Origin of the sequence: Sphingomonas ginsenosidimutans (genome assembly GCF_002374835.1) — a bacterium.
Classification (GTDB): Bacteria; Pseudomonadota; Alphaproteobacteria; order Sphingomonadales; family Sphingomonadaceae; genus Sphingomonas; species Sphingomonas ginsenosidimutans.
Genome location: NZ_NWVD01000002.1, coordinates 46,525 through 64,693, shown reverse-complemented (window position 1 = coordinate 64,693; position 18,169 = coordinate 46,525). Strand labels below are relative to the sequence as shown.

Here is an 18,169-nt window from a genome sequence, read left to right as displayed (position 1 = left end):
ATGATGGGAGATGATGCGATGCGGATGATGGCGCTTGCACCGGTACTGATCCTTGCCGCCTGTTCCGGCGCGCCGCAGGCGCCGGTCGCGGGCGATGCCTATGTCCGGCTCGCGGCGGTGCCGGGGCGGCCGGCGGCGGGATATGCCGTGCTGCACGGCGGGGTGAAGGACGCGGCGCTGGTGCAGATCACCGCGCCCGGCGTCGCGCGCATCGAACTGCACAACAGCCGCATGACCGGCAACGGCATGATGGCGATGGACGCGGTGAAGGCGGTGCCGGTGCCCAAGGCGGGAACGGTCAAGCTGGCGCCCGGCGGCTTTCATGCGATGCTGTTCGGCGTGCCCGCCGGCGTGACCCCGAATGGCAAGTTGCCGCTTACCTTCCGCTTCGATGACGGGACCGCGGTGGAGGTGCCCGCCACGGTGATCGGCGCGGGCGAGGCGGCGCCGGAGTGACACGGCGCGCGCTGACCGAGGGCGAGGTGGCGCTGGCGCGGTCGGTGTACGGCGACACGATCGATTATGGGCAGGTGGCGCTGGCACGGCGCAAATGGGCGTTCTTCCAGCCGCGCGGCGTGGTGATGGCGCCGGCCGGCACGATCCACTTCCATCCGCGCGGCGACCTGTGGCGTGACGATTTCGCCGATGCGCCGCTGGATGCGCAGGGGCTGTTCATCCACGAGATGTGCCACATCTGGCAGCACCAGCGCGGCATCTGCCTGCCGCTCGCGCGCCATTCGTTCTGCCGTTACCATTATGCGATCCGCCCCGGCTGGCGGCTGGAGCGATACGGGATCGAGCAGCAGGCGGAGATCGTCCGCCACGCCTTCCTGCTGCGGCGGGGCGCGCGGATACCCGGTGCGCCGGAACTGGCGCGGTACGAGACGATCCTTCCCTTTCCCACCGATTCAGGAACCACGAGGCGGGCATGACCACGAATACGACGATCTGGCACGGCGGTACTCCCGATCTGGCGCGGCTGACCGCGGTTGGCGCGACGTCGATGCCCGGTTTCCTGGGGATCGAATTCGTCGCATCCGGTGACGACTGGCTGACCGCGCGGATGCCGGTGAGCGAGCGGACGAAGCAGCCCTACGGGCGGCTGCACGGCGGCGCCTCCGTCGCGCTGGCCGAGACGGTCGCATCGGTCGCGGCGATGGCGACGCTGGACCCGGCGGTGTCGGCGGCGGTGGGCATGGAGATCAACGCCAACCACCTGCGCCCCGCCGGCGACGGATATGTCCACGCCACCGCGCGCGCCGAATCCCTGGGCCGCACCAGTCAGGTCTGGACGATCCGCATCACCGACGCGGCCGAGCGGCTGGTGTGCATCGCGCGGATGACCGCCGCGGTGATCCCGGCGCAGCGCGGCGCGGTGGCAGCGGGATAGGCGGGCGCCGCGCTTCGTTCCCTTACCGGGAAACCCCAGCTTTCGCTGGGGTGACGTATTGGGAGCGCCGCTACTTCAGCAGCACCAGTTCCTCCGCCATGGTCGGATGGAGCGCGACGGTGGCGTCGAATTGCGCCTTGGTCAGTCCCGCCTTCACCGCGACGGCGGCGGACTGGATGATTTCCGGCACGTCGGGGCCGATCATGTGGATGCCGACGACGCGGTCGGTTTCCCCGTCGCACACCATCTTGTAGAGCGCGCGTTCGTCGCGGCCGGCCAGCACGTTCTTCATCGGGCGGAAATCGGACGAATAGATCTTCACCGATCCCAGCTTCTGCCGCGCCTCCGCCTCGGTCATGCCGACGCCGGCGATCGGCGGGTGGCTGAACACCGCGGAGGGCACGCAATCGTAGTCGACCATTGTCGATTTCCCGCCGAACAGATTGTCGGCGAACGCCTGCCCTTCGCGGATCGCGATCGGGGTCAGCTGGATGCGGTTGGTGACGTCGCCGATCGCGTAGATCGACGGGCAGGTGGAGCGGTTGTCGGCATCGACCTTCACCGCGCCCATATCGTCCAGCTCCACCCCTGCGGTGTCGAGGCCCAGTCCGTGCGTGTTCGGTTTGCGCCCGGTGGCGAACATCACCATGTCGACCACCGCCGGCTCGTGATTCGCCATGCTGACCTTCAGGCAGCCGTCATCCAGCTTCTCGATCCCCTGGAAGGTGGCGTCGAAGCGGAACTCCAGCCCCTTCATCATGCTGATCTGGAGCAGCCGGTCGCGGATCTGCAGGTCGTAGCCGCGCAATATCTCCTTCGACCGGTTCATCAGGATGACGTGCGCGCCCAGCTGGTGGAAGATGCCGGCGAATTCGTTGGCGATATAGCCCGCGCCCGCGATCAGCACGCGCTGGGGCACCGCATCGAGGTGGAACGCCTCGTTCGAGGTGATGCCATGTTCATGGCCGGGACATTCGGGCACCGCGGGATGCGCGCCGACCGCGATCAGGATCGTCTTCGCTGTCTTCGTCGTGCCGTCGGCCAGCGTTACCTCGTTCGGGCCGGAGACGGTGGCGCGCTGGTGGATGATCTCGGCCCCGTTCGATTCCAGCGTGGTGGTATAGGCCTGGTTAATCCGGTCGACTTCCTTCAGCACGTTGTCGCGCAGCCGCGGCCAGCTGAACGCACAGTCGGGGGGCACATCCCAGCCGAAATGCCGCGCGTCGCGCAGGTCCTCGGCGAAATGCGCGCCATAGACGAGCAGCTTCTTGGGCACGCAGCCGCGGATGACGCAGGTGCCGCCGACGCGATATTCCTCCGCCACCGCCACGCGCGCACCATGCGCCGCCGCAACCCGCGACGCACGCGTGCCGCCGGAACCGGCGCCGATGACGAAAAGGTCGTAATCGTAGTCGGACATATTCAGGCTCCGGCGTGCGCGAATGTTGCGAATGTTGAGACGGTCGCGGGGTTAGTGCTGAACCGGCGGGAGGCCGGTTCGTGCCCGCGCTGGTAACAGCGGCACGGGCAGTAGGACAGGGTGGTCAGTGCGCGGGCAGCTGCATCGCAGAGCGAAGCCCGAGATGCTGGACGAACGGATCGAAGTCCCGGTCGCCGTAGAGCAGCGGTATATCGGCGATGATGCACCGGGTGGCGATGAGCGTATCGATCGTCTTGCGGATCGTGATGCCGAGCGCGCGTAGCGTGCGATAATGGCGGGCGGCGGCCACGGCCACCTGCCCGTCGACGATGGAAAGCAGGCGAAATCTGTCCAGCGCGGCATGAAGCGTATCGAACTGCCGGTCGGTACGGCAGCCCTGCAGGACCTCGGCAAGGACGAGGTCCCCGACCAGGAAACGGCGAACCGCCAGATGATCGTCGAGCCAATCGGTCTGCGGCGTTCGGATGCCGCCGAAATAGTCGATCCACACGCCGGTATCGACGAGGATCATATGTCGGCAGCGATATATTTGCTGGTCCGCATGTCGTCGAGATCGCCGACCCATTCGATCGTGCCGCGCAGGTCGCGGATCGCGGTCTGCTGGTCCAACTCGACCAGCCGCGCCATCGCGGCGTGGATGGCGTCGCGCTTGGTACGCTTGCCGGTGATCCGCATGACCTGCGCCATCAGCGCGTCGTCGATGTCGATATTCGTCCGCATGTGTATGGCTCCGCAGAGCCATACACATAGTCGGTCGCCCGCGCTTACGCCAGACCGGCGCGGGCGATCAGGTCGGTGGTGGAGGGGTCGAAGTCTCCGCCGCCCTTCGCCGCGGCCTTGGCCATTTCCTTGCCCAGCTCGACGCCGAACTGGTCGAAGGAATTGATCCCCAGCAGTACGCCCGCCACGAATACGCGATGTTCGTAGAAGGCGATCAGCGCGCCCAGCGTGCGCGCGTCGAGCCGGTCGAGCAGCAGTGTCGAGGACGGGCGGTCGCCCGGATAGCTGCGCGCGGGATCGTCGGCCTGCTTGCCCTTCATCAGCGCCGCGCCCTGCGCGAAGGCGTTGAGCAGCAGCTGGCGGTGATGTTCGGCGGGCAGGGTGTCGCCCGCCTCGGTCACCGCGACGAATTCGACGGGGACGATGTGCGTGCCCTGGTGGAGCAGCTGGAACACCGCATGCTGCGCATCGGTGCCCACCCCGCCCCAGGTGATCGGCGCGGTGGGGCGGCCGACCGGCTTGCCGTCCACCGTCACGCCCTTGCCGTTCGATTCCATTTCCAGCTGTTGCAGGTAGCTGGGCAGCAGGCGCAACCGTTCGTCATAGGCGAAGGTGGCGCGCGTCTCGCAATGGCGGACCTGGGTGTAATATAGGTCGGCGAAGGCGGCGAGCGCGGGGGCGTTTTCGTGCAGCGCGGACAGGCGGAAATGGCGGTCCATCTCCGCCGCGCCGTCCAGCAATTCCTCGAACTGTTCCCAGCCGAGCTTGATCGCGGCGGGAAAGCCGATCGACGACCACAGCGAGTAACGCCCACCGACCCCTTCGGAGAACGGCAGGACGCGCGTTTCGTCGACGCCCCATTCGACCGCCTTGTCGGGTGAGGCGGTGAGCGCGATGACGCGGCCATAGGGATCCTCGACCCCCGCGCCGGTCATCCAGGCGATGACGCTTTCGGCGTTCATCATCGTCTCGGTCGTGGTGAAGGTCTTCGACGCGACGACCAGCAACGTGGCGGCGGGGTCGAACCGGTCGAACACGTCGTCCAGCGCCATGCCGTCGACGTTGGAGACGATCGCGACGTCGTAGCGATCATGGTCGCGGCCCAGCGCATCGACCAGCAGGTGCGGCCCGAGCGCCGACCCGCCGATGCCGACGTGCAGGACGTGGCGGACGGGACCGAAGGCGTCGGCCTCGATCGCGTCGATCACCGCGCGCATCCGCGCGTGATAGGAAGCGGCGCGCGACACGCTGTCGGCCTTGCCCTCGCCGCGTTCGGCGGTGTGCTCGACCGGGCGGTCCTCGGTCACGTTGACATGGTCGCCCGCGAACATCGCCTCGCGCCGGCCGGCGAGGTCGGCGTCCTTGGCCAGCGCCTCGAACGCGGCGACGGCATCGGGGGTCAGATGCGTCTTCGACCAGTCGAAATGAATGCCCGCGACGTCCAGCGACAGGCGCTTCAGCCGGTCGGCGTCGGCGGCGAACAGCGCCTCCAGCCGTTCGGGGGGGAGTGTTTCGATCCGGGACCAGTCCGCCATTGTCCGTCTTCCCTATGCTGTCGTGCCAAGCCTTCGCTTGACGCGCCCGCGCCGTTAGGCGACGCGAAGCGTCATGGCCACCCCTCCTGTCGCCGGCAAAACCGCCGGCCGCCCCGCCCGTTCCGAAACCAGCGAGACGATCCGGTTCCTGCTGAAGCTGGCGCTGTTCGTGTTCGTGCTGCGCAGCTTCATCTTCTCGCCCTTCTCGATCCCCTCCGAATCGATGCTGCCGCGGCTGCTGATCGGCGACTATCTGTTCGTGTCGAAGTGGAATTACGGCTATTCGCGCTGGTCGCTGCCATGGGGGCTGCCGTTGATCCCCGGGCGGCTCTTCGCACGCGATCCCGCGCGCGGCGACGTGGTGGTGTTCCGGTCGATGGGGCCGGATGACCACGACGTCATCAAGCGCGTCATCGGCCTGCCGGGCGACCGGGTGCAGATGCGGAACGGGCAGCTGTTTCTGAACGGCAAGGCGATCCCCAAGCAGCGGGTCGCCGACTTCATCGTGCCGATCTCGCCCAATTTCCCGACCGAGAAATGCGGCACGCCGTTCCAGGACGTCGACAGCACCGGGCGCGCGATCTGCCGCTATCCGCAGTTCCGCGAGACGCTGCCCGACGGGAAGAGCTATAACGTGCTCGACCAGGAGAACATCCCGCAGGCCGACGATACCGACGTCTATCACGTGCCCGCGGGCGCGGTATTCCTGATGGGCGACAATCGCGACGATTCGGCCGACAGCCGCTTCGCCCCGCCCGAGGGGATGGGGTATATCCCGATGGAGCGGATCGAGGGCAAGGCGATCGTCAATTTCTGGTCCACCGACGGTTCGGCATCGTGGCTGAAGCCTTGGACCTGGGTATCGGCGGCGCGACTCGACCGGATCGGTGAGGGCTTTTGAGCGACGATCTGGCCGATTGGGTCGAGCGCGCGTTCGGCGTCCGGCCGGCGGACACTGCGTCGTTCGTGCGCGCGCTGACCCATTCCAGCCGCGAAGGCGAGAGTTACGAGCGGCTGGAGTTCCTGGGCGACCGGGTGCTGGGGCTGGTGATGGCCGAATGGCTGTACGAGACCTTCCCCGACGAACCCGAAGGGCAGCTGACCAAAAGGTTCAACGCGCTGGTGACCGGCGTGGTGTGCGCCGACGTCGCGCGCTCGATCGACGCGGAAGCGCGCGTGCGGCTGGGCAAGCAGGCGCATAGCGACGGCGCGCAGCACAGCGACAACGTGCTGGGCGACGTGATGGAGGCGTTGCTGGGCGCGCTGTACCGCACCGCCGGGCTGGACGCGGCGCGCGATGCGATCCGGCGGCTGTGGGCCGAGCGGCTCCACGCCGATGCGCGTGCGCCGCAGCACCCCAAGTCGGCGTTGCAGGAATGGGCGGCGGCGAACCGGCGCGGGGTGCCCGCCTATGCGATCGTCGACCGCTCCGGCCCCGGCCATGCGCCACGCTTCACCGTGGCGGCAAGCGTCGGCAAGGACAGCGTGACCGCGCAGGGGGCGAGCAAGCAGGAGGCGGAGACCGAAGCGGCGCGCACGCTGCTGGCGACGCTGGAGGAACAGGCGGCGGCCAGCGCGAAGCCGCGGCGGCGGAAATAGCGGGCGGTTGCGTCGCGTCGGCGCGCATCGCATAGCGCGCGCATGGTCTGTATCAGATATCACCTATTGACCCGCGCGGGGCGCCGCTGATGGCGCGCCGTGGCCACCGCCCGAGCCAGCAGCAGGGCAACCGGACGCGCCTGTGGGGGCGGCACGCGGTGCTGGCCGCGCTCGCCAATCCCGAGCGCGTGGTGCGCAAGATCTGGGGCACGCGCGAGGCGCTGGCGGCGCTGGACCTGCCGCCGGTGTTGCCGATCGTCTATGCCGATGTCGCCGACCTGGGTCGGCTGGTCCCGTCCGACGCGCCGCACCAGGGGCTGGTGGCGGAGGTCGACCCGCTGGAGGACGTATGGCTGGGCGACCTGTTGCAGCAGGGCGAGGGCGACCAGCGCCCGCTCATCGTGCTGGACCAGGTGACCGACCCGCATAACGTCGGCGCGATCCTTCGCTCCGCCGCGGCGTTCGACGCGCTGGGCATCGTCACGCAGGACCGCCACTCGCCGCCCGAATCGGGGGCGCTGGCGCGCGCGGCGAGCGGGGCGCTGGAAAGCGTGCCGTGGGTGCGCGTCGTCAACCTGGCGCGCGCGCTGGAGGAGATGGCCGAGGCCGGCTTCTGGCGGATCGGGCTGACGGGCCATGCCACGCAGACGCTGGCGCAGGCGATGGGCACGCAGCGGATCGCGATCGTGCTGGGCGCGGAGGGCGAGGGGATGCGCCAGAATACCGAGGCGCATTGCGACGAGCTGGCCAAGCTGCCGATATCCGGCAAGGTCGAGAGTCTGAACGTGTCGAATGCCGCGGCGATCGCGCTCTATGCGGTGACCGCGCGCGGGTGATCGGATGCGCATCGCGGCGGCGCCCGCCACGATGCGCACACCACCTTAGTCTTCGGCGGCGATCGTCACCTTCAGCCCGTCGAGGTTGGCGCTGAACGGAATCTGGCACGCCAGCCGCGAGGTATCGTCGCGGTCGCCCGACGAATCGAGCAGGTCGTTCTCGTCCTCGCTCATCGCGGGCAGCGCGGCGACGAAGGCGGGATCGACGTGGATGTGGCAGGTCGCGCAGCTGCAGCAACCGCCGCACAGCGCCAGCATCTCGTCGATGCCGGCGTCGCGGATCACTTCCATCACCGACAGGCCGGCGTCGCCGTCGATCTCGCGTTCTTCCCCCTCACGCGTAACGACGATAAGCTTGGGCATGAATTTCTCCCCGATCAAACACGCTCCCCATGCCGCCTGTACCGGCATCGCGCAATGGGGCTGAGCGCGGAGCGGCTGAATGGCGACCTGGACGCGCTGGCCGCCGTCGAGCCGGCGTTCGGCGCCGCGCTGGCGCGCGTCGGTTATCCCGCGCCGCGCATCCGCGCGCGCGGCTATGCCACATTGCTGCGCACGATCGTCGGGCAGCAGGTGAGCGTGAAGGCCGCCGATGCGGTGTGGCGCAAGCTGGAGGTGCTGGGCGACCCGACCGACCCGGCGGTGATCGCCGCGCTGAGCGACGAGGGGCTGCGCGCCTGCGGCTTTTCCCGGCAGAAGACCGGCTATACCCGCAGCCTGGCCGAGGAGGTGATCAGCGGGCGGCTGAACCTGGACCATCTGCCCGAGGATGACGAGGAAGCGATCGCGCAGCTGGTCCGCGTCAAGGGGATCGGGCGGTGGTCCGCCGAAGTGTACCTGCTGTTCGCGGAGGGGCGGCCGGATATCTGGCCGGCCGGCGACCTGGCGGTGCAGATCGAGGTCGGGCGCATCCTGGGCCTGCCCGAACGCCCATCGGAGCGGATGACGCGAGAGCTGGCGGAGGCGTGGCGGCCGTATCGCGGGGCGGCGGCGATCTTCACCTGGCACCATTATGGCGCGGGAGCGGATGCCGCGCCGGTCTAGGCGGTGGGGTCAGGTTTTGGGTGGAAAGCGGTCGTTCGCGAATTTGCCGAAGGGTCGCGCTGATAGGGGGGTAGCAGCGCGTCGTGGCAGTTATGCGGCCCGTCATAGCCGGTTGTTAACTTGCGACCGCTAGTACACCGAAGATGGACCAGCGTGACGCAAAAAATGGCTTTTTCGCACGTCATCCGCGCTTGACTATGAACATGGTCACGCTGACCGTCTTAATCAGTAGTGTCTCTTGGATTGTGTCCGCCCTTCGATCCGGCAGAGGGTCTCATGGGTCGACAATCGATGGCTCGCCAGTGAGATTTTGGATCGAAATCATCGTCTTGTGTTCCATCGCGGCCTACGCGACCATCTTAGCGGTTCGGGTCGGATTTAAGACAATCCGTTCGTACAACCGCAACTGACGCGACTAATGTCTGTTTTTGGGCGAAACCCGTCGGTTTCATAAGGTGCGTGGTTGCGGCCCGGCGTATTCTTATTGGCTGGCGCACGTCCCCCGTCACGCGCAAAGCGCCGCGGGTTCCTTCGCCGCCAGCAGCCAGTCGAGCGCCTCGGCATGGGTGGCGACGAAGCGGGTGAAGGGCTGGTCGAAGATGCGCCGCAGCTGGACGCGCACCAGCGTGCTGCCGGTGACGATCGCCACGCCGCGCGCGCGCTTCATCTTCGTCAGATGCCCGCCGATCAGGCCGATGATGTCCTGCGACTGGACCGGGCAGCGGGAAATGTCGATGATGAGGACATAGCTTTCCAGCTGCGCTTCCATCACCCGCGCGATCATGTCGCCGGCCAGTTGATCGGCGACCGCGGCGGTCAGCATGCCGGTAACGTCGAGACGGATCAGCGTGTGGGTGCGGTCGACGACGATCTTGTACATCAGCTTCCTCTTTCCCGGCGCCTTGTCGCGGCGAAAGATTGAGGATGGGTTGCGCGGGCGCGATGTCGATCGTTTGTAATTGATTTCAGACGTTTTTTGTCGGCCCTCGCGCGGCCGGTCAGGGCAGTGTGTCGATCCAGCCGGGCAGGTCGGCGAGCCGCGCGAGCTGGCGGAAGCGCGGGTGGTCGGCGGGGGTGGCGGCGACCTCGTGACTCCACGCCAGCGGTTGCGGGATGAACGCCCCCCATGCCCCTGCCTCCAGCGCGGGCAGAATGTCCGAACGCATCGAATCGCCCGCCATCACTGCGCGATCGGGCGCGCAGCCGTAGCGGTGGAAGACGCGCACGAACGTGTCGGCGCGCTTGTCGCTGACGATCTCCACCCCGGTGAACAGCTGGCCCAGGCCCGAGGCGGCGAGCTTCACCTCCTGATGCAGCAGGTCGCCCTTGGTCACCAGCACCAGCTTCGCGCGGGCGGCCAGCGCCTCGACCGTGTCGCCGATGCCGTCGAGCAGTTCGACCGGGTGATCGAGCAGCGTACGCCCGATATCGAGGATGCGCGCGACATGGGCCGCGGGCAGCGCGTCACCGGCCAGTTCCAGCGCGGTTTCGATCATCGACAGCGTGAAGCTCTTCGCACCATAGCCGTAGCGCTTGAGGTTGCGGATCTCCACCGCCTCCATCCGCGCACGCGCCGCCGCGTCGTCGGCATAAGGCGCGACCAGATCGGCGAACGCCTGCTCCGCCGCGGCGAAGAAGCGCATGTTGTGCCACAGCGTGTCGTCGGCATCGAGGCAGATGAGGTCGATCGGCATGGCGGCTCGCGGATGGAAGAAACGGGCGCTGCTTAACCGCGGATACGACGCCGCGCCATAGCACCGCGCGGGTGAGGGGGGCGTCGTCCGTTCAGCCGTCGGCATTCCCGGTCCCGTTCCCCAATGGGACGGCTATCACGTCGGATCACGCCCGATGGCGGTCGTTCCCGACCTTTGATATGCCCCCTTGGTGTCAAACGTTCCGCGCCAGATAGTGATCGTGTCAGGCGCGCCGGGTGCGGGTAAGACGACGCTCGCGGTGCCGTTGGCGCAACGGCTTGGGTATCCGTTGTTCTCGAAGGACTTTATCAAGGAGACGCTGACCGACGTGTTTGGCGACGGCGGAGGCGATCTCGCAGCCTCTCGCCTGATCGGCGGCGCGTCGATGGAATTGATATGGTCCTTGGCAAGCCATGCGCCGCAGGCGGTACTGGAAGCCAATTTTCGACCGCATAGCGACTATGAGCGGACCAAGCTGACCAACCTCGGGGCGTCGATTGTTGAAGTTCATTGTGATTGCGGTCGTGCGGAAACAGCCAAGCGGTTTCGTGAACGCGCAGCCACGAGCGAGCACCATGCCGCCCACCCCTTAAAAGAAATGCCCCCGGAAATGCTCGACGAATATGACCGTCCGATGGGGATAGGTCCGATCGTCGAAGTAGATACGCGAATTTCCGTCGATTTGGACCGTGTGCTGGCGGAGCTCCGACGCTTTCTCTGATGTGAGCGCGTCCATCATTCGCTTCCGCCCGGCGCGGCGCAGCCCTACACTCCCCGAATGAATGAGGCCGATTTCATCGCGCGGCTGCGCACGCTGCCGCTGCATCCCGGCGCGCGCGGGCTGGTGGACGATGTGGCGGTGCTGGGCGGGTTGGTCGTGACCAGCGATACGTTGGTGGAGGGGGTGCATTTCCTGCCCGGCGATCCGGCGGCGGATGTCGCGTGGAAGCTGGTGGCGACCAACCTGTCCGACCTGGCGGCGAAGGGCGCGGCGGTGGAGGGGGTGATGCTCAACTATCCGCTGCGCGATGCGGACTGGGATGCGGCGTTCCTCGACGGGCTGGCGACGGTGCTGCGCGCGTATGACGTGGCGCTGATCGGGGGGGACACCGTGTCGCTGCCGGCGGGCGCGCCGCGCGTGCTGACGGTGACCGCGTTCGGGCGCGACGCCGCGGCGCCGGCGCGGTCGGGCGCGCGGGCCGGTGACGGATTATGGGTGACGGGGACGATCGGCGGCGCAGGTGCCGGGCTGGCGATCGCGTGCGCGGGGGCGGGCGATGCGGCATTGCTGGCGCGATACCGCCGCCCGGTGCCGCGGCTGGCGGAGGGGCGCGCGCTGGCGCCGCTGGTCCATGCGATGATGGACGTGTCCGACGGGTTGCTGATCGATGCCGCGCGGATGGCGGCGGCGAGCGGCGTGGCGGTTGCGATCGCGCTGGACGCGCTGCCGCTGCCCGCCGGCGTCGCCGACGCGCTGGCGGCAACGACCGCGGGGGACGATTACGAACTGCTGTTCGCCGCGCCGCCGGGGTTCGTGCCGCCCGTGCCGGCAACGCGGGTCGGTGGTTTCGCGGCGGGTGCGGGGCTGACGCTGACCCGCGACGGGGCGGCGGTGGCGCTGCCCGCTCAACTCGGGTTCCAGCATGGGTTGCGCTGACCCCCTGGCATGATAGCCTCCACCCCTCGCGCGAGGCGCCGGCGACAGACCGGGTCCGCGCCAACAGGAGGGATGTAAGGCATGACGACCGTCTACCTTGCCATCGTCTGCGGCCTGATCGCCGTACTCTATGGCTTCGCCACCAGCCGACAGGTGCTCGCCGCATCGCCGGGCAATGAACGGATGCAGGATATCGCCAGCGCCATCCAGGAGGGTGCGCGCGCGTATCTGCGTCGGCAATATACCACGATCGCGATCGTCGGCGTCATCGTCGCGGTGGTGCTGTGGGTGACGCTGGGGACGCTGTCGACGGTCGGGTTCGCGATCGGCGCGATCCTGTCGGGGGTGGCCGGGTTCGTCGGCATGAACATCTCCGTGCGCGCGAACGTGCGCACCGCGGAGGCGGCGCGCGGATCGTTGCAGGGCGGGCTGACCATGGCGTTCCGGTCCGGCGCGGTGACCGGGATGCTGGTCGCCGGGCTGGGCCTGCTCGCGATCGCGGGGTTCTTCTGGTACCTGACCGGCCCGGCCGGGCGGTTGCCCAACGACCGCGAGATCGTCGAGGCGCTGACCGCGCTGGCGTTCGGGGCGTCGCTGATCTCGATCTTCGCGCGGTTGGGCGGGGGCATCTTCACCAAGGCCGCCGACGTCGGCGCCGACCTGGTCGGCAAGGTGGAGGCCGGCATACCCGAGGACGATCCGCGCAATCCCGCGGTCATCGCCGACAATGTCGGCGACAATGTCGGCGACTGCGCGGGCATGGCCGCCGACCTGTTCGAAACCTATGTCGTGACGCTGGGCGTGACGATGGTGTCGATCGCGCTGCTGATCCAGGCGGATGCGGCCGAACTGATGCGGCTGATGAGCCTGCCGCTGATCGTCGGCGGCGTGTGCATCATCACCTCGATCATCGGCACGTACATGGTGCGGCTGGGCGCCAGCGGATCGATCATGGGCGCGCTGTACAAGGGGTTCTGGACCTCCGCGATCCTGTCCGTGCCCGCGATCTGGTTCGCCACGCAATACACGCTGGGCGACATGCACAAGGTGATCGGCGGCGCCGGTTTCCTGGACGAAGGCGCCGATACCGCCACCGCGACCGCGGGGTTCACCGGGCTGGACCTGTTCTGGTGCATGCTGATCGGGCTGGCGGTGACCGGGCTGATCGTGTGGATCACCGAATATTACACCGGCACCGCCTATCGCCCGGTCAAGTCGATCGCCAAGGCGAGCGAGACCGGGCACGGCACGAACGTGATCCAGGGGCTGGCGATCAGCCTGGAGGCGACCGCGCTGCCGACGCTGGTGATCGTCGTGGCGGTGGTGGCCGCGTACAAGCTGGCGGGGATCATCGGCATCGCTTTCTCCGCGACGTCAATGCTGGCGCTGGCGGGGATGGTCGTCGCGCTCGACGCCTACGGCCCGGTGACCGACAATGCCGGCGGCATCGCCGAAATGGCCGGGCTGGACGACGAGGTGCGGCACAAGACCGACGCGCTGGACGCGGTGGGCAACACCACCAAGGCGGTGACCAAGGGCTATGCGATCGGGTCCGCGGGGCTGGCGGCGCTGGTGCTGTTCGGCGCCTATACCACGGACCTGGAGACCTATTTCCCGGACCTGACGGTCGATTTCTCGCTGAGCAACCCGTATGTGATCGTCGGGCTGCTGCTCGGCGCGCTGCTGCCGTACCTGTTCGGCGCGTTCGGAATGACCGCGGTGGGCCGCGCGGCGGGCGCGGTGGTGGAGGAGGTGCGCGGGCAGTTCCGCGACAATCCCGGCATCATGGCCGGGACCAGCCGCCCGGATTACGCGCGGACCGTCGACCTGGTCACCCGCGCGGCGATCCGCGAGATGATCGTGCCCTCGCTGCTGCCGGTGCTGTCACCGATCGCGCTGTATTTCATCGTCCGCGCGGTCGACGGGCAGGCGGCGGGCTTCGCCGCGCTGGGCGCGATGCTGCTGGGGGTGATCGTGTCGGGGCTGTTCGTCGCGCTGTCGATGACCAGCGGCGGCGGCGCTTGGGACAATGCCAAGAAATATATCGAGGACGGCAACCACGGCGGCAAGGGATCGGAAGCGCACAAGGCCGCGGTGACCGGCGACACGGTGGGCGACCCGTACAAGGACACCGCCGGCCCGGCGGTGAACCCGATGATCAAGATCACCAACATCGTCGCGCTGCTGCTGCTGGCGGCGCTGGCGGCGAACGGGGGGTAGGGGGCGGGGTAACGCCGGTTAGTCGATCCGTTTCGGCGGCAAGGCAGTCATTGCCGCCGAAACGGAAGCACAAGCGCGCGACAGGATAATTGCGTCACGCTCCAATCGCGGTCATGAGCAGGACCGCGAACCGCCCCGCCAATCACCTGTATTACGGCGATAACCTCGACGTACTGCGGCGCGAGATCGCGGATGGCAGTGTCGACCTCGTCTATCTCGACCCGCCGTTCAATTCGAATGCCAGTTACAACATTCTGTTCAAGTCGCCGACCGGCGCCACGGCAGACGCACAGATCGAGGCGTTCGTCGATACCTGGCATTGGAACGACCGCGCCGAGGATGCCTTCGACCAGGTGGCGCGCAGCGGCCATACCCGCGCGTTCGATCTGCTGAACGCGATGCGCCGGTTCCTGGGCGACAACGACATGATGGCCTATCTGGCGATGATGGCGGTGCGGATGATCGAACTGCACCGTGTGTTGCGGCCGACGGGCAGCCTGTACCTGCACTGCGATTCCACCGCGAGCCATTACCTGAAGCTGTTGCTGGACGCGGTGTTCGGCGCGGATCGCTATCGCAACGAGATTATATGGAAGCGCACCACTGCCCATAACGATGCGGGGCGGTGGGGACGGAACCTCGACACGCTGCTGTTCTACACCCGATCCCCGGACTACGCATGGCATCCGCAGACGCTTGCCTATGAACCCGAGTACGAGGCACGCTTTCGGCAGCGGGATGCCGATGGCCGTCGCTGGATGGACGACAATCTGACGGCCAAAGGCCTGTCGGGTGGCGGCTATACCTATGAGTACAAGGGCGTCACTTCGCTGTGGCGCATGCCGCGGGAAACGATGGAGCGCCTGGATGCGGAGGGGCGGCTACATTTCACCCGCGGCGGCGGCGGCATCCGCCTGAAACGGTATCTGGACGAGGCGAAGGGCACGGCCGTCCAGGCATTGTGGACAGACATTCCGGCGCTGAATTCCCAAGCGCAGGAGCGGCTCGGCTACCCCACCCAGAAACCCGTCGCGCTCCTCGAACGGATCATCGCTGCGTCGTCGAACGAGGGCGACGTGGTGCTCGATCCGTTCTGCGGGTGCGGGACGGCGGTGCATGCGGCGCAGAAGCTGGGGCGGCAGTGGATCGGGATCGACGTCACGCATCTGGCGATCTCGCTGATCGAGAAGCGGATGCAGGCGGCGTTTCCGGGTGTCGCCTTTACCGTCGAGGGTACGCCCAAGGATCTGGAGTCGGCCATGGATCTGGCGCGGCGCGACAAATATCAGTTCCAGTGGTGGGCGGTGTCGATGGTCGATGCGATGCCCTATGGCGGCAAGAAGAAGGGCGCCGACGGCGGGGTCGACGGCATCATCTATTTCAAGCCCGATGGAAAGCGTACCGAAAGGGCGATCGTCTCGGTCAAGGGCGGGGACCATGTCGGGGTCGGGATGATCCGCGACCTGCATTCCGCGATGGAGCGAGAGAAGGCGCCGGCGGGCATCTTCCTGTGCAAGGCAACGCCTACCACCGTGATGGAAAAGGAGGCTGCCGCGGTCGGGCGGTTCGCCGCGGCGGCGACCGGCAAGACCTATCCACGGCTGCAGATCATCACGCTGGCCGAGCTGTTTCGCGGCAAGCGTCCTGACCTGCCGCTGGTCGATCCGACGGCCGCGTTTCGCCGCGCCGCGCGGGAGGATACCGGGCGCCAGACTTCGCTGTTCTGAACGGCCCCTTGCGCGCCCGGCGCGCGCTCGCCACCTTTGACGGCGAAGCGCGGGAAGCGACGGCCACGCCCGCATCATGCGGTGTGCGCTCGCCTTCCCTTTTGTCGCCGTCTGGGCTATGGCGCCGCGCATTGAACGCGAAAGAGACACCGTTTGGCGAAAGAAGAACTTCTCGAGATGCGCGGGCAGGTAGTGGAACTGCTGCCCAATGCGATGTTCCGTGTCCGGCTCGAAAACGACCATGAAATCCTGGGGCATACCGCCGGCAAGATGCGCAAGAACCGCATCCGCGTGCTGGTGGGGGACGAGGTGCTGGTCGAACTGACCCCCTATGACCTGACCAAGGGGCGGATCACCTATCGCTTCATGCCCGGTCGCGGCGGCCCCGGCCCGTCCTGACGCCCGCCGGGCCGGCGGATACCGATGCCGGCCAGCGCCATGACCGCGGGTAGCCCATGACGACGCTCGTCCTCGCTTCCTCTTCCCCGCGCCGCCGCGACCTGCTGGCGCGGATCGGCGTGGTGCCCGCGCGCATCCATTCCCCCGACATTGATGAAACGCCGCGCCCGCGCGAACTGCCGCGCGCCTATGCGCTGCGGCTGGCCGAGGAGAAGGCGCGCGCGGTCCCGCGCGAGGCGGGGGAGGCGGTGCTGGCCGGCGATACGACGATCGCGCTGGGCCGGCGCATCCTGCCTCCGGCGGACAGCGAGGACGTGCAGCGGGCACTGCTACGGCTGCTGTCCGGGCGGCGGCACCATGCGCTGTCGGCGGTGTGCGTGATCGCGCCGGACGGTACGGTGCGCATCCGGCTGGCCGATACGATCGTTGCGTTCAAGCCGCTGTCGGAGGCCGAGATCGCCGCGTACATCGCGTGCGGCGAGGGGCTGGGCAAGGCGGGCGGCTATGCGATCCAGGGGCGCGCGGAGGCGTTCGTCCGCTTCCTGCACGGCAGCCATTCGGGGGTGATCGGCCTGCCGCTGTTCGAAACGCGCGCGTTGCTGGCGGCGGCGGGCGTCCCGCTTGGCTGAATGGCTATATGAGGACGGCGTGGGCGAGGCGCGTGCCGCGCTGGTCGCCGGGGAGCGCATCCTGGCGGCGCGGATCGAACTGCCAGCGACATTGCGCGTCGGCACGGTGGCGCGCGCGCGGCTGACCGAGCGGACGGTCGCGACGCTGGACGACGGGCGCGAGGTGATGCTGGACCGCGCGCCGCCCGGCGTGACGCTGGGCGCGGCGCTGACCGTCGAGGTGGTGCGCGAGGCGATCCCCGAACCCGGCCGCGCCAAGCGCGCGCGGGCACAGGTCAGCGATGCCGCGCCGGCCGCCGGACCCGACCTGCTGGCGCGGATCGCCGCCACTGGGCATCCGGTGCGGCACCTGCGCGCGCATGAGGCGGACGCGCTGGAGGCGGCGGGCTGGTCCGAGGTGCTGGAGGAAGCGTCGGGGGGCGAGATCGCGTTCGCGGGCGGCGTGCTGCGGCTGTCGCCGACCCCGGCGATGACGCTGTTCGATGTCGACGGCGACCTTCCGGGCGAGGCGCTGGCGGTGCGCGCGGCGACTGCGGCGGCGCTGGCGATCCACCGCCACGGCATCGGCGGGTCGATCGGCATCGACTTCCCGACCGTCACCGGCAAGGCCGCGCGCCAGGCGGTGGCGGCCGCGATCGACGCCGCGCTGTCGCCGCCGTTCGAGCGGACCTCGGTGAACGGCTTCGGCTTCCTGCAGATCGTGCGCCCGCGCCCGCGCGCGTCGCTGCCCGAACGGATCCGCGACGATCCCGTCGGCGCGGCCGCGCGTGCCGCGCTGCGCATGATCGAGCGCACGCCGGTGTCCGCGCCGGCGCGCTTCCGCCTGCCCGATGCGGTGCGCGACCGGATCGAGGCGACACCGGCGTGGATCGCGGAGATCGTGCGCCGGACGGGGCGAACCCCCATATTCGACCGATGACGAAACGCTGCCCGATCTGTGCCGCGCCGGCCGTGCGCGATCATGCCCCCTTCTGCTCGCGCGGCTGCGCGAGCCGCGACCTGCTGCGCTGGCTGGACGAAGGCTATCGCCTGCCCGGTGCGCCGGTCGATCCGGAAATGATCGATGTGGCGGGCGCGGAAGGGCTGGACAGGCGCCGCGACACCGATTAGGGACCGCGCCTCATCGCTGTTCGCGATAGGCCCAAGTAGCTCAGTTGGTAGAGCATACGACTGAAAATCGTAGTGTCGGTGGTTCGATCCCGCCCTTGGGCACCATTTCCATGATCGTCGGATAAGCCGCATCGCGGCGCGCGGGTGGCGGCGGGACGCGCACCGGCA

The 18,169-nt window shown here is 68.2% G+C and carries 22 protein-coding genes and 1 tRNA gene; 16 read left to right on the top strand and 7 right to left on the bottom strand.

Features of this window, described 5'->3' with window-relative positions; genetic code table 11:
* From COA17_RS05930 to COA17_RS05920, 3 genes are read left to right on the top strand one after another with little or no spacing between them, the layout of a single operon-like run.
* On the top strand, positions 1-456 hold the full coding sequence (locus tag COA17_RS05930; protein ID WP_245857474.1) for a copper chaperone PCu(A)C: 456 nt from the start codon (positions 1-3) through the stop codon (positions 454-456).
* Positions 453-932 (top strand): vgr related protein, encoded by a 480-nt coding sequence (locus tag COA17_RS05925; RefSeq protein ID WP_096610951.1) that lies wholly within the window; start codon positions 453-455, stop codon positions 930-932. Before COA17_RS05930 ends, COA17_RS05925 begins: the two co-directional genes overlap by 4 nt.
* Positions 929-1,390: a hotdog fold thioesterase gene (locus COA17_RS05920; protein ID WP_066486401.1), complete on the top strand. Its 462-nt coding sequence runs from the start codon at positions 929-931 to the stop codon at positions 1,388-1,390. The genes COA17_RS05925 and COA17_RS05920 overlap by 4 nt, the downstream gene beginning before the upstream one ends.
* Positions 1,391-1,460: 70 nt before the next feature.
* Here the strand turns inward: COA17_RS05920 and gorA are convergent, their stop codons facing one another.
* The 4 genes from gorA to pgi all read right to left on the bottom strand — a co-directional run bounded on the left by gorA (position 1,461) and on the right by pgi (position 5,086).
* Positions 1,461-2,810, bottom strand: a complete 1,350-nt coding sequence (gene gorA, locus COA17_RS05915; RefSeq protein WP_096610949.1) for a glutathione-disulfide reductase — start codon at positions 2,808-2,810, stop codon at positions 1,461-1,463.
* Between the two features lie 124 nt (positions 2,811-2,934).
* Entirely contained in the window at positions 2,935-3,342 is a 408-nt protein-coding gene (gene vapC, locus COA17_RS05910) for a type II toxin-antitoxin system VapC family toxin (RefSeq protein WP_096610947.1), read from the bottom strand.
* Positions 3,339-3,551 (bottom strand): type II toxin-antitoxin system VapB family antitoxin, encoded by a 213-nt coding sequence (locus COA17_RS05905; protein ID WP_066486393.1) that lies wholly within the window; start codon positions 3,549-3,551, stop codon positions 3,339-3,341. The genes vapC and COA17_RS05905 overlap by 4 nt, the downstream gene beginning before the upstream one ends.
* Before the next feature lie 44 nt (positions 3,552-3,595).
* A complete protein-coding gene (gene pgi / locus COA17_RS05900; protein WP_096610945.1) occupies positions 3,596-5,086 on the bottom strand; it encodes a glucose-6-phosphate isomerase in 1,491 nt (496 codons plus the stop codon).
* 73 nt (positions 5,087-5,159) lie between these two features.
* Here pgi and lepB point away from each other — a divergent pair, with 73 nt between their 5' ends.
* From lepB to rlmB, 3 genes are all read left to right on the top strand, one after another.
* Positions 5,160-5,987, top strand: coding sequence for a signal peptidase I (gene lepB / locus COA17_RS05895; protein ID WP_096610943.1), 828 nt, complete (start codon positions 5,160-5,162; stop codon positions 5,985-5,987).
* Positions 5,984-6,685, top strand: a complete 702-nt coding sequence (gene rnc, locus COA17_RS05890; protein ID WP_096610941.1) for a ribonuclease III — start codon at positions 5,984-5,986, stop codon at positions 6,683-6,685. Before lepB ends, rnc begins: the two co-directional genes overlap by 4 nt.
* An 89-nt stretch (positions 6,686-6,774) precedes the next feature.
* Positions 6,775-7,521 (top strand): 23S rRNA (guanosine(2251)-2'-O)-methyltransferase RlmB, encoded by a 747-nt coding sequence (gene rlmB / locus COA17_RS05885; RefSeq protein ID WP_066711443.1) that lies wholly within the window; start codon positions 6,775-6,777, stop codon positions 7,519-7,521.
* A gap of 45 nt (positions 7,522-7,566) precedes the next feature.
* Here the strand turns inward: rlmB and COA17_RS05880 are convergent, their stop codons facing one another.
* The gene (locus COA17_RS05880) at positions 7,567-7,884 is read right to left on the bottom strand and encodes a 2Fe-2S iron-sulfur cluster-binding protein (protein ID WP_096611593.1); all 318 of its coding nucleotides are present in this window, start codon (positions 7,882-7,884) and stop codon (positions 7,567-7,569) included.
* A 54-nt stretch (positions 7,885-7,938) separates the two neighbouring features.
* Between COA17_RS05880 and COA17_RS05875 the strand changes: the two genes are divergently transcribed.
* Positions 7,939-8,565, top strand: a complete 627-nt coding sequence (locus COA17_RS05875; RefSeq protein ID WP_096610939.1) for a DNA-3-methyladenine glycosylase family protein — start codon at positions 7,939-7,941, stop codon at positions 8,563-8,565.
* A gap of 505 nt (positions 8,566-9,070) precedes the next feature.
* Here COA17_RS05875 and COA17_RS05870 read toward each other — a convergent pair.
* Together COA17_RS05870 and COA17_RS05865 are read right to left on the bottom strand one after the other, a co-directional pair.
* A complete protein-coding gene (locus tag COA17_RS05870; RefSeq protein ID WP_096610937.1) occupies positions 9,071-9,445 on the bottom strand; it encodes a hypothetical protein in 375 nt (124 codons plus the stop codon).
* Between the two features lie 118 nt (positions 9,446-9,563).
* Positions 9,564-10,259, bottom strand: a complete 696-nt coding sequence (locus COA17_RS05865; RefSeq protein WP_096610935.1) for an HAD family hydrolase — start codon at positions 10,257-10,259, stop codon at positions 9,564-9,566.
* Positions 10,260-10,479: 220 nt separating this feature from the next.
* Here COA17_RS05865 and COA17_RS05860 point away from each other — a divergent pair, with 220 nt between their 5' ends.
* From COA17_RS05860 to COA17_RS05820, 9 genes are all read left to right on the top strand, one after another.
* Complete coding sequence (locus COA17_RS05860; RefSeq protein ID WP_245857472.1) at positions 10,480-10,980, top strand: P-loop nucleotide/nucleoside kinase family protein; 501 nt, start codon at positions 10,480-10,482, stop codon at positions 10,978-10,980.
* 57 nt (positions 10,981-11,037) lie between these two features.
* Positions 11,038-11,916 carry a thiamine-phosphate kinase gene (gene thiL / locus COA17_RS05855; RefSeq protein ID WP_096610931.1) on the top strand — a complete coding sequence of 293 codons (879 nt, stop codon included), beginning with the start codon at positions 11,038-11,040 and terminating at the stop codon, positions 11,914-11,916.
* An 81-nt stretch (positions 11,917-11,997) separates the two neighbouring features.
* The gene (locus COA17_RS05850) at positions 11,998-14,136 is read left to right on the top strand and encodes a sodium-translocating pyrophosphatase (protein ID WP_096610929.1); all 2,139 of its coding nucleotides are present in this window, start codon (positions 11,998-12,000) and stop codon (positions 14,134-14,136) included.
* 113 nt (positions 14,137-14,249) lie between these two features.
* Complete coding sequence (locus COA17_RS05845; protein WP_096610927.1) at positions 14,250-15,863, top strand: DNA methyltransferase; 1,614 nt, start codon at positions 14,250-14,252, stop codon at positions 15,861-15,863.
* A gap of 153 nt (positions 15,864-16,016) precedes the next feature.
* Positions 16,017-16,262, top strand: coding sequence for a translation initiation factor IF-1 (gene infA, locus COA17_RS05840; RefSeq protein WP_022685627.1), 246 nt, complete (start codon positions 16,017-16,019; stop codon positions 16,260-16,262).
* Positions 16,263-16,318: 56 nt separating this feature from the next.
* Complete coding sequence (locus COA17_RS05835; RefSeq protein WP_066488850.1) at positions 16,319-16,891, top strand: Maf family protein; 573 nt, start codon at positions 16,319-16,321, stop codon at positions 16,889-16,891.
* On the top strand, positions 16,884-17,810 hold the full coding sequence (locus tag COA17_RS05830; protein ID WP_096610925.1) for a ribonuclease: 927 nt from the start codon (positions 16,884-16,886) through the stop codon (positions 17,808-17,810). The genes COA17_RS05835 and COA17_RS05830 overlap by 8 nt, the downstream gene beginning before the upstream one ends.
* Positions 17,807-18,001 carry a DNA gyrase inhibitor YacG gene (locus COA17_RS05825; protein ID WP_096610923.1) on the top strand — a complete coding sequence of 65 codons (195 nt, stop codon included), beginning with the start codon at positions 17,807-17,809 and terminating at the stop codon, positions 17,999-18,001. The genes COA17_RS05830 and COA17_RS05825 overlap by 4 nt, the downstream gene beginning before the upstream one ends.
* 29 nt (positions 18,002-18,030) lie before the next feature.
* Positions 18,031-18,106 (top strand) — tRNA-Phe (locus COA17_RS05820).
* The last annotated feature ends 63 nt before the right edge of the window (positions 18,107-18,169 follow it).

Bases quoted from the DNA above. Each gene is read 5' to 3' on its own strand.
- COA17_RS05930 (WP_245857474.1), top strand. From the start codon at position 1: ATGATGGGAGATGATGCGATGCGGATGATGGCGCTTGCACCGGTACTG.
- COA17_RS05920 (WP_066486401.1), top strand. From the start codon at position 929: ATGACCACGAATACGACGATCTGGCACGGCGGTACTCCCGATCTGGCG.
- gorA (WP_096610949.1), bottom strand. From the start codon at position 2,810: ATGTCCGACTACGATTACGACCTTTTCGTCATCGGCGCCGGTTCCGGC.
- vapC (WP_096610947.1), bottom strand. From the start codon at position 3,342: ATGATCCTCGTCGATACCGGCGTGTGGATCGACTATTTCGGCGGCATC.
- COA17_RS05905 (WP_066486393.1), bottom strand. From the start codon at position 3,551: ATGCGGACGAATATCGACATCGACGACGCGCTGATGGCGCAGGTCATG.
- pgi (WP_096610945.1), bottom strand. From the start codon at position 5,086: ATGGCGGACTGGTCCCGGATCGAAACACTCCCCCCCGAACGGCTGGAG.
- lepB (WP_096610943.1), top strand. From the start codon at position 5,160: ATGGCCACCCCTCCTGTCGCCGGCAAAACCGCCGGCCGCCCCGCCCGT.
- rlmB (WP_066711443.1), top strand. From the start codon at position 6,775: ATGGCGCGCCGTGGCCACCGCCCGAGCCAGCAGCAGGGCAACCGGACG.
- COA17_RS05880 (WP_096611593.1), bottom strand. From the start codon at position 7,884: ATGCCCAAGCTTATCGTCGTTACGCGTGAGGGGGAAGAACGCGAGATC.
- COA17_RS05875 (WP_096610939.1), top strand. From the start codon at position 7,939: ATGGGGCTGAGCGCGGAGCGGCTGAATGGCGACCTGGACGCGCTGGCC.
- COA17_RS05870 (WP_096610937.1), bottom strand. From the start codon at position 9,445: ATGTACAAGATCGTCGTCGACCGCACCCACACGCTGATCCGTCTCGAC.
- COA17_RS05865 (WP_096610935.1), bottom strand. From the start codon at position 10,259: ATGCCGATCGACCTCATCTGCCTCGATGCCGACGACACGCTGTGGCAC.
- thiL (WP_096610931.1), top strand. From the start codon at position 11,038: ATGAATGAGGCCGATTTCATCGCGCGGCTGCGCACGCTGCCGCTGCAT.
- COA17_RS05850 (WP_096610929.1), top strand. From the start codon at position 11,998: ATGACGACCGTCTACCTTGCCATCGTCTGCGGCCTGATCGCCGTACTC.
- COA17_RS05845 (WP_096610927.1), top strand. From the start codon at position 14,250: ATGAGCAGGACCGCGAACCGCCCCGCCAATCACCTGTATTACGGCGAT.
- COA17_RS05835 (WP_066488850.1), top strand. From the start codon at position 16,319: ATGACGACGCTCGTCCTCGCTTCCTCTTCCCCGCGCCGCCGCGACCTG.
- COA17_RS05825 (WP_096610923.1), top strand. From the start codon at position 17,807: ATGACGAAACGCTGCCCGATCTGTGCCGCGCCGGCCGTGCGCGATCAT.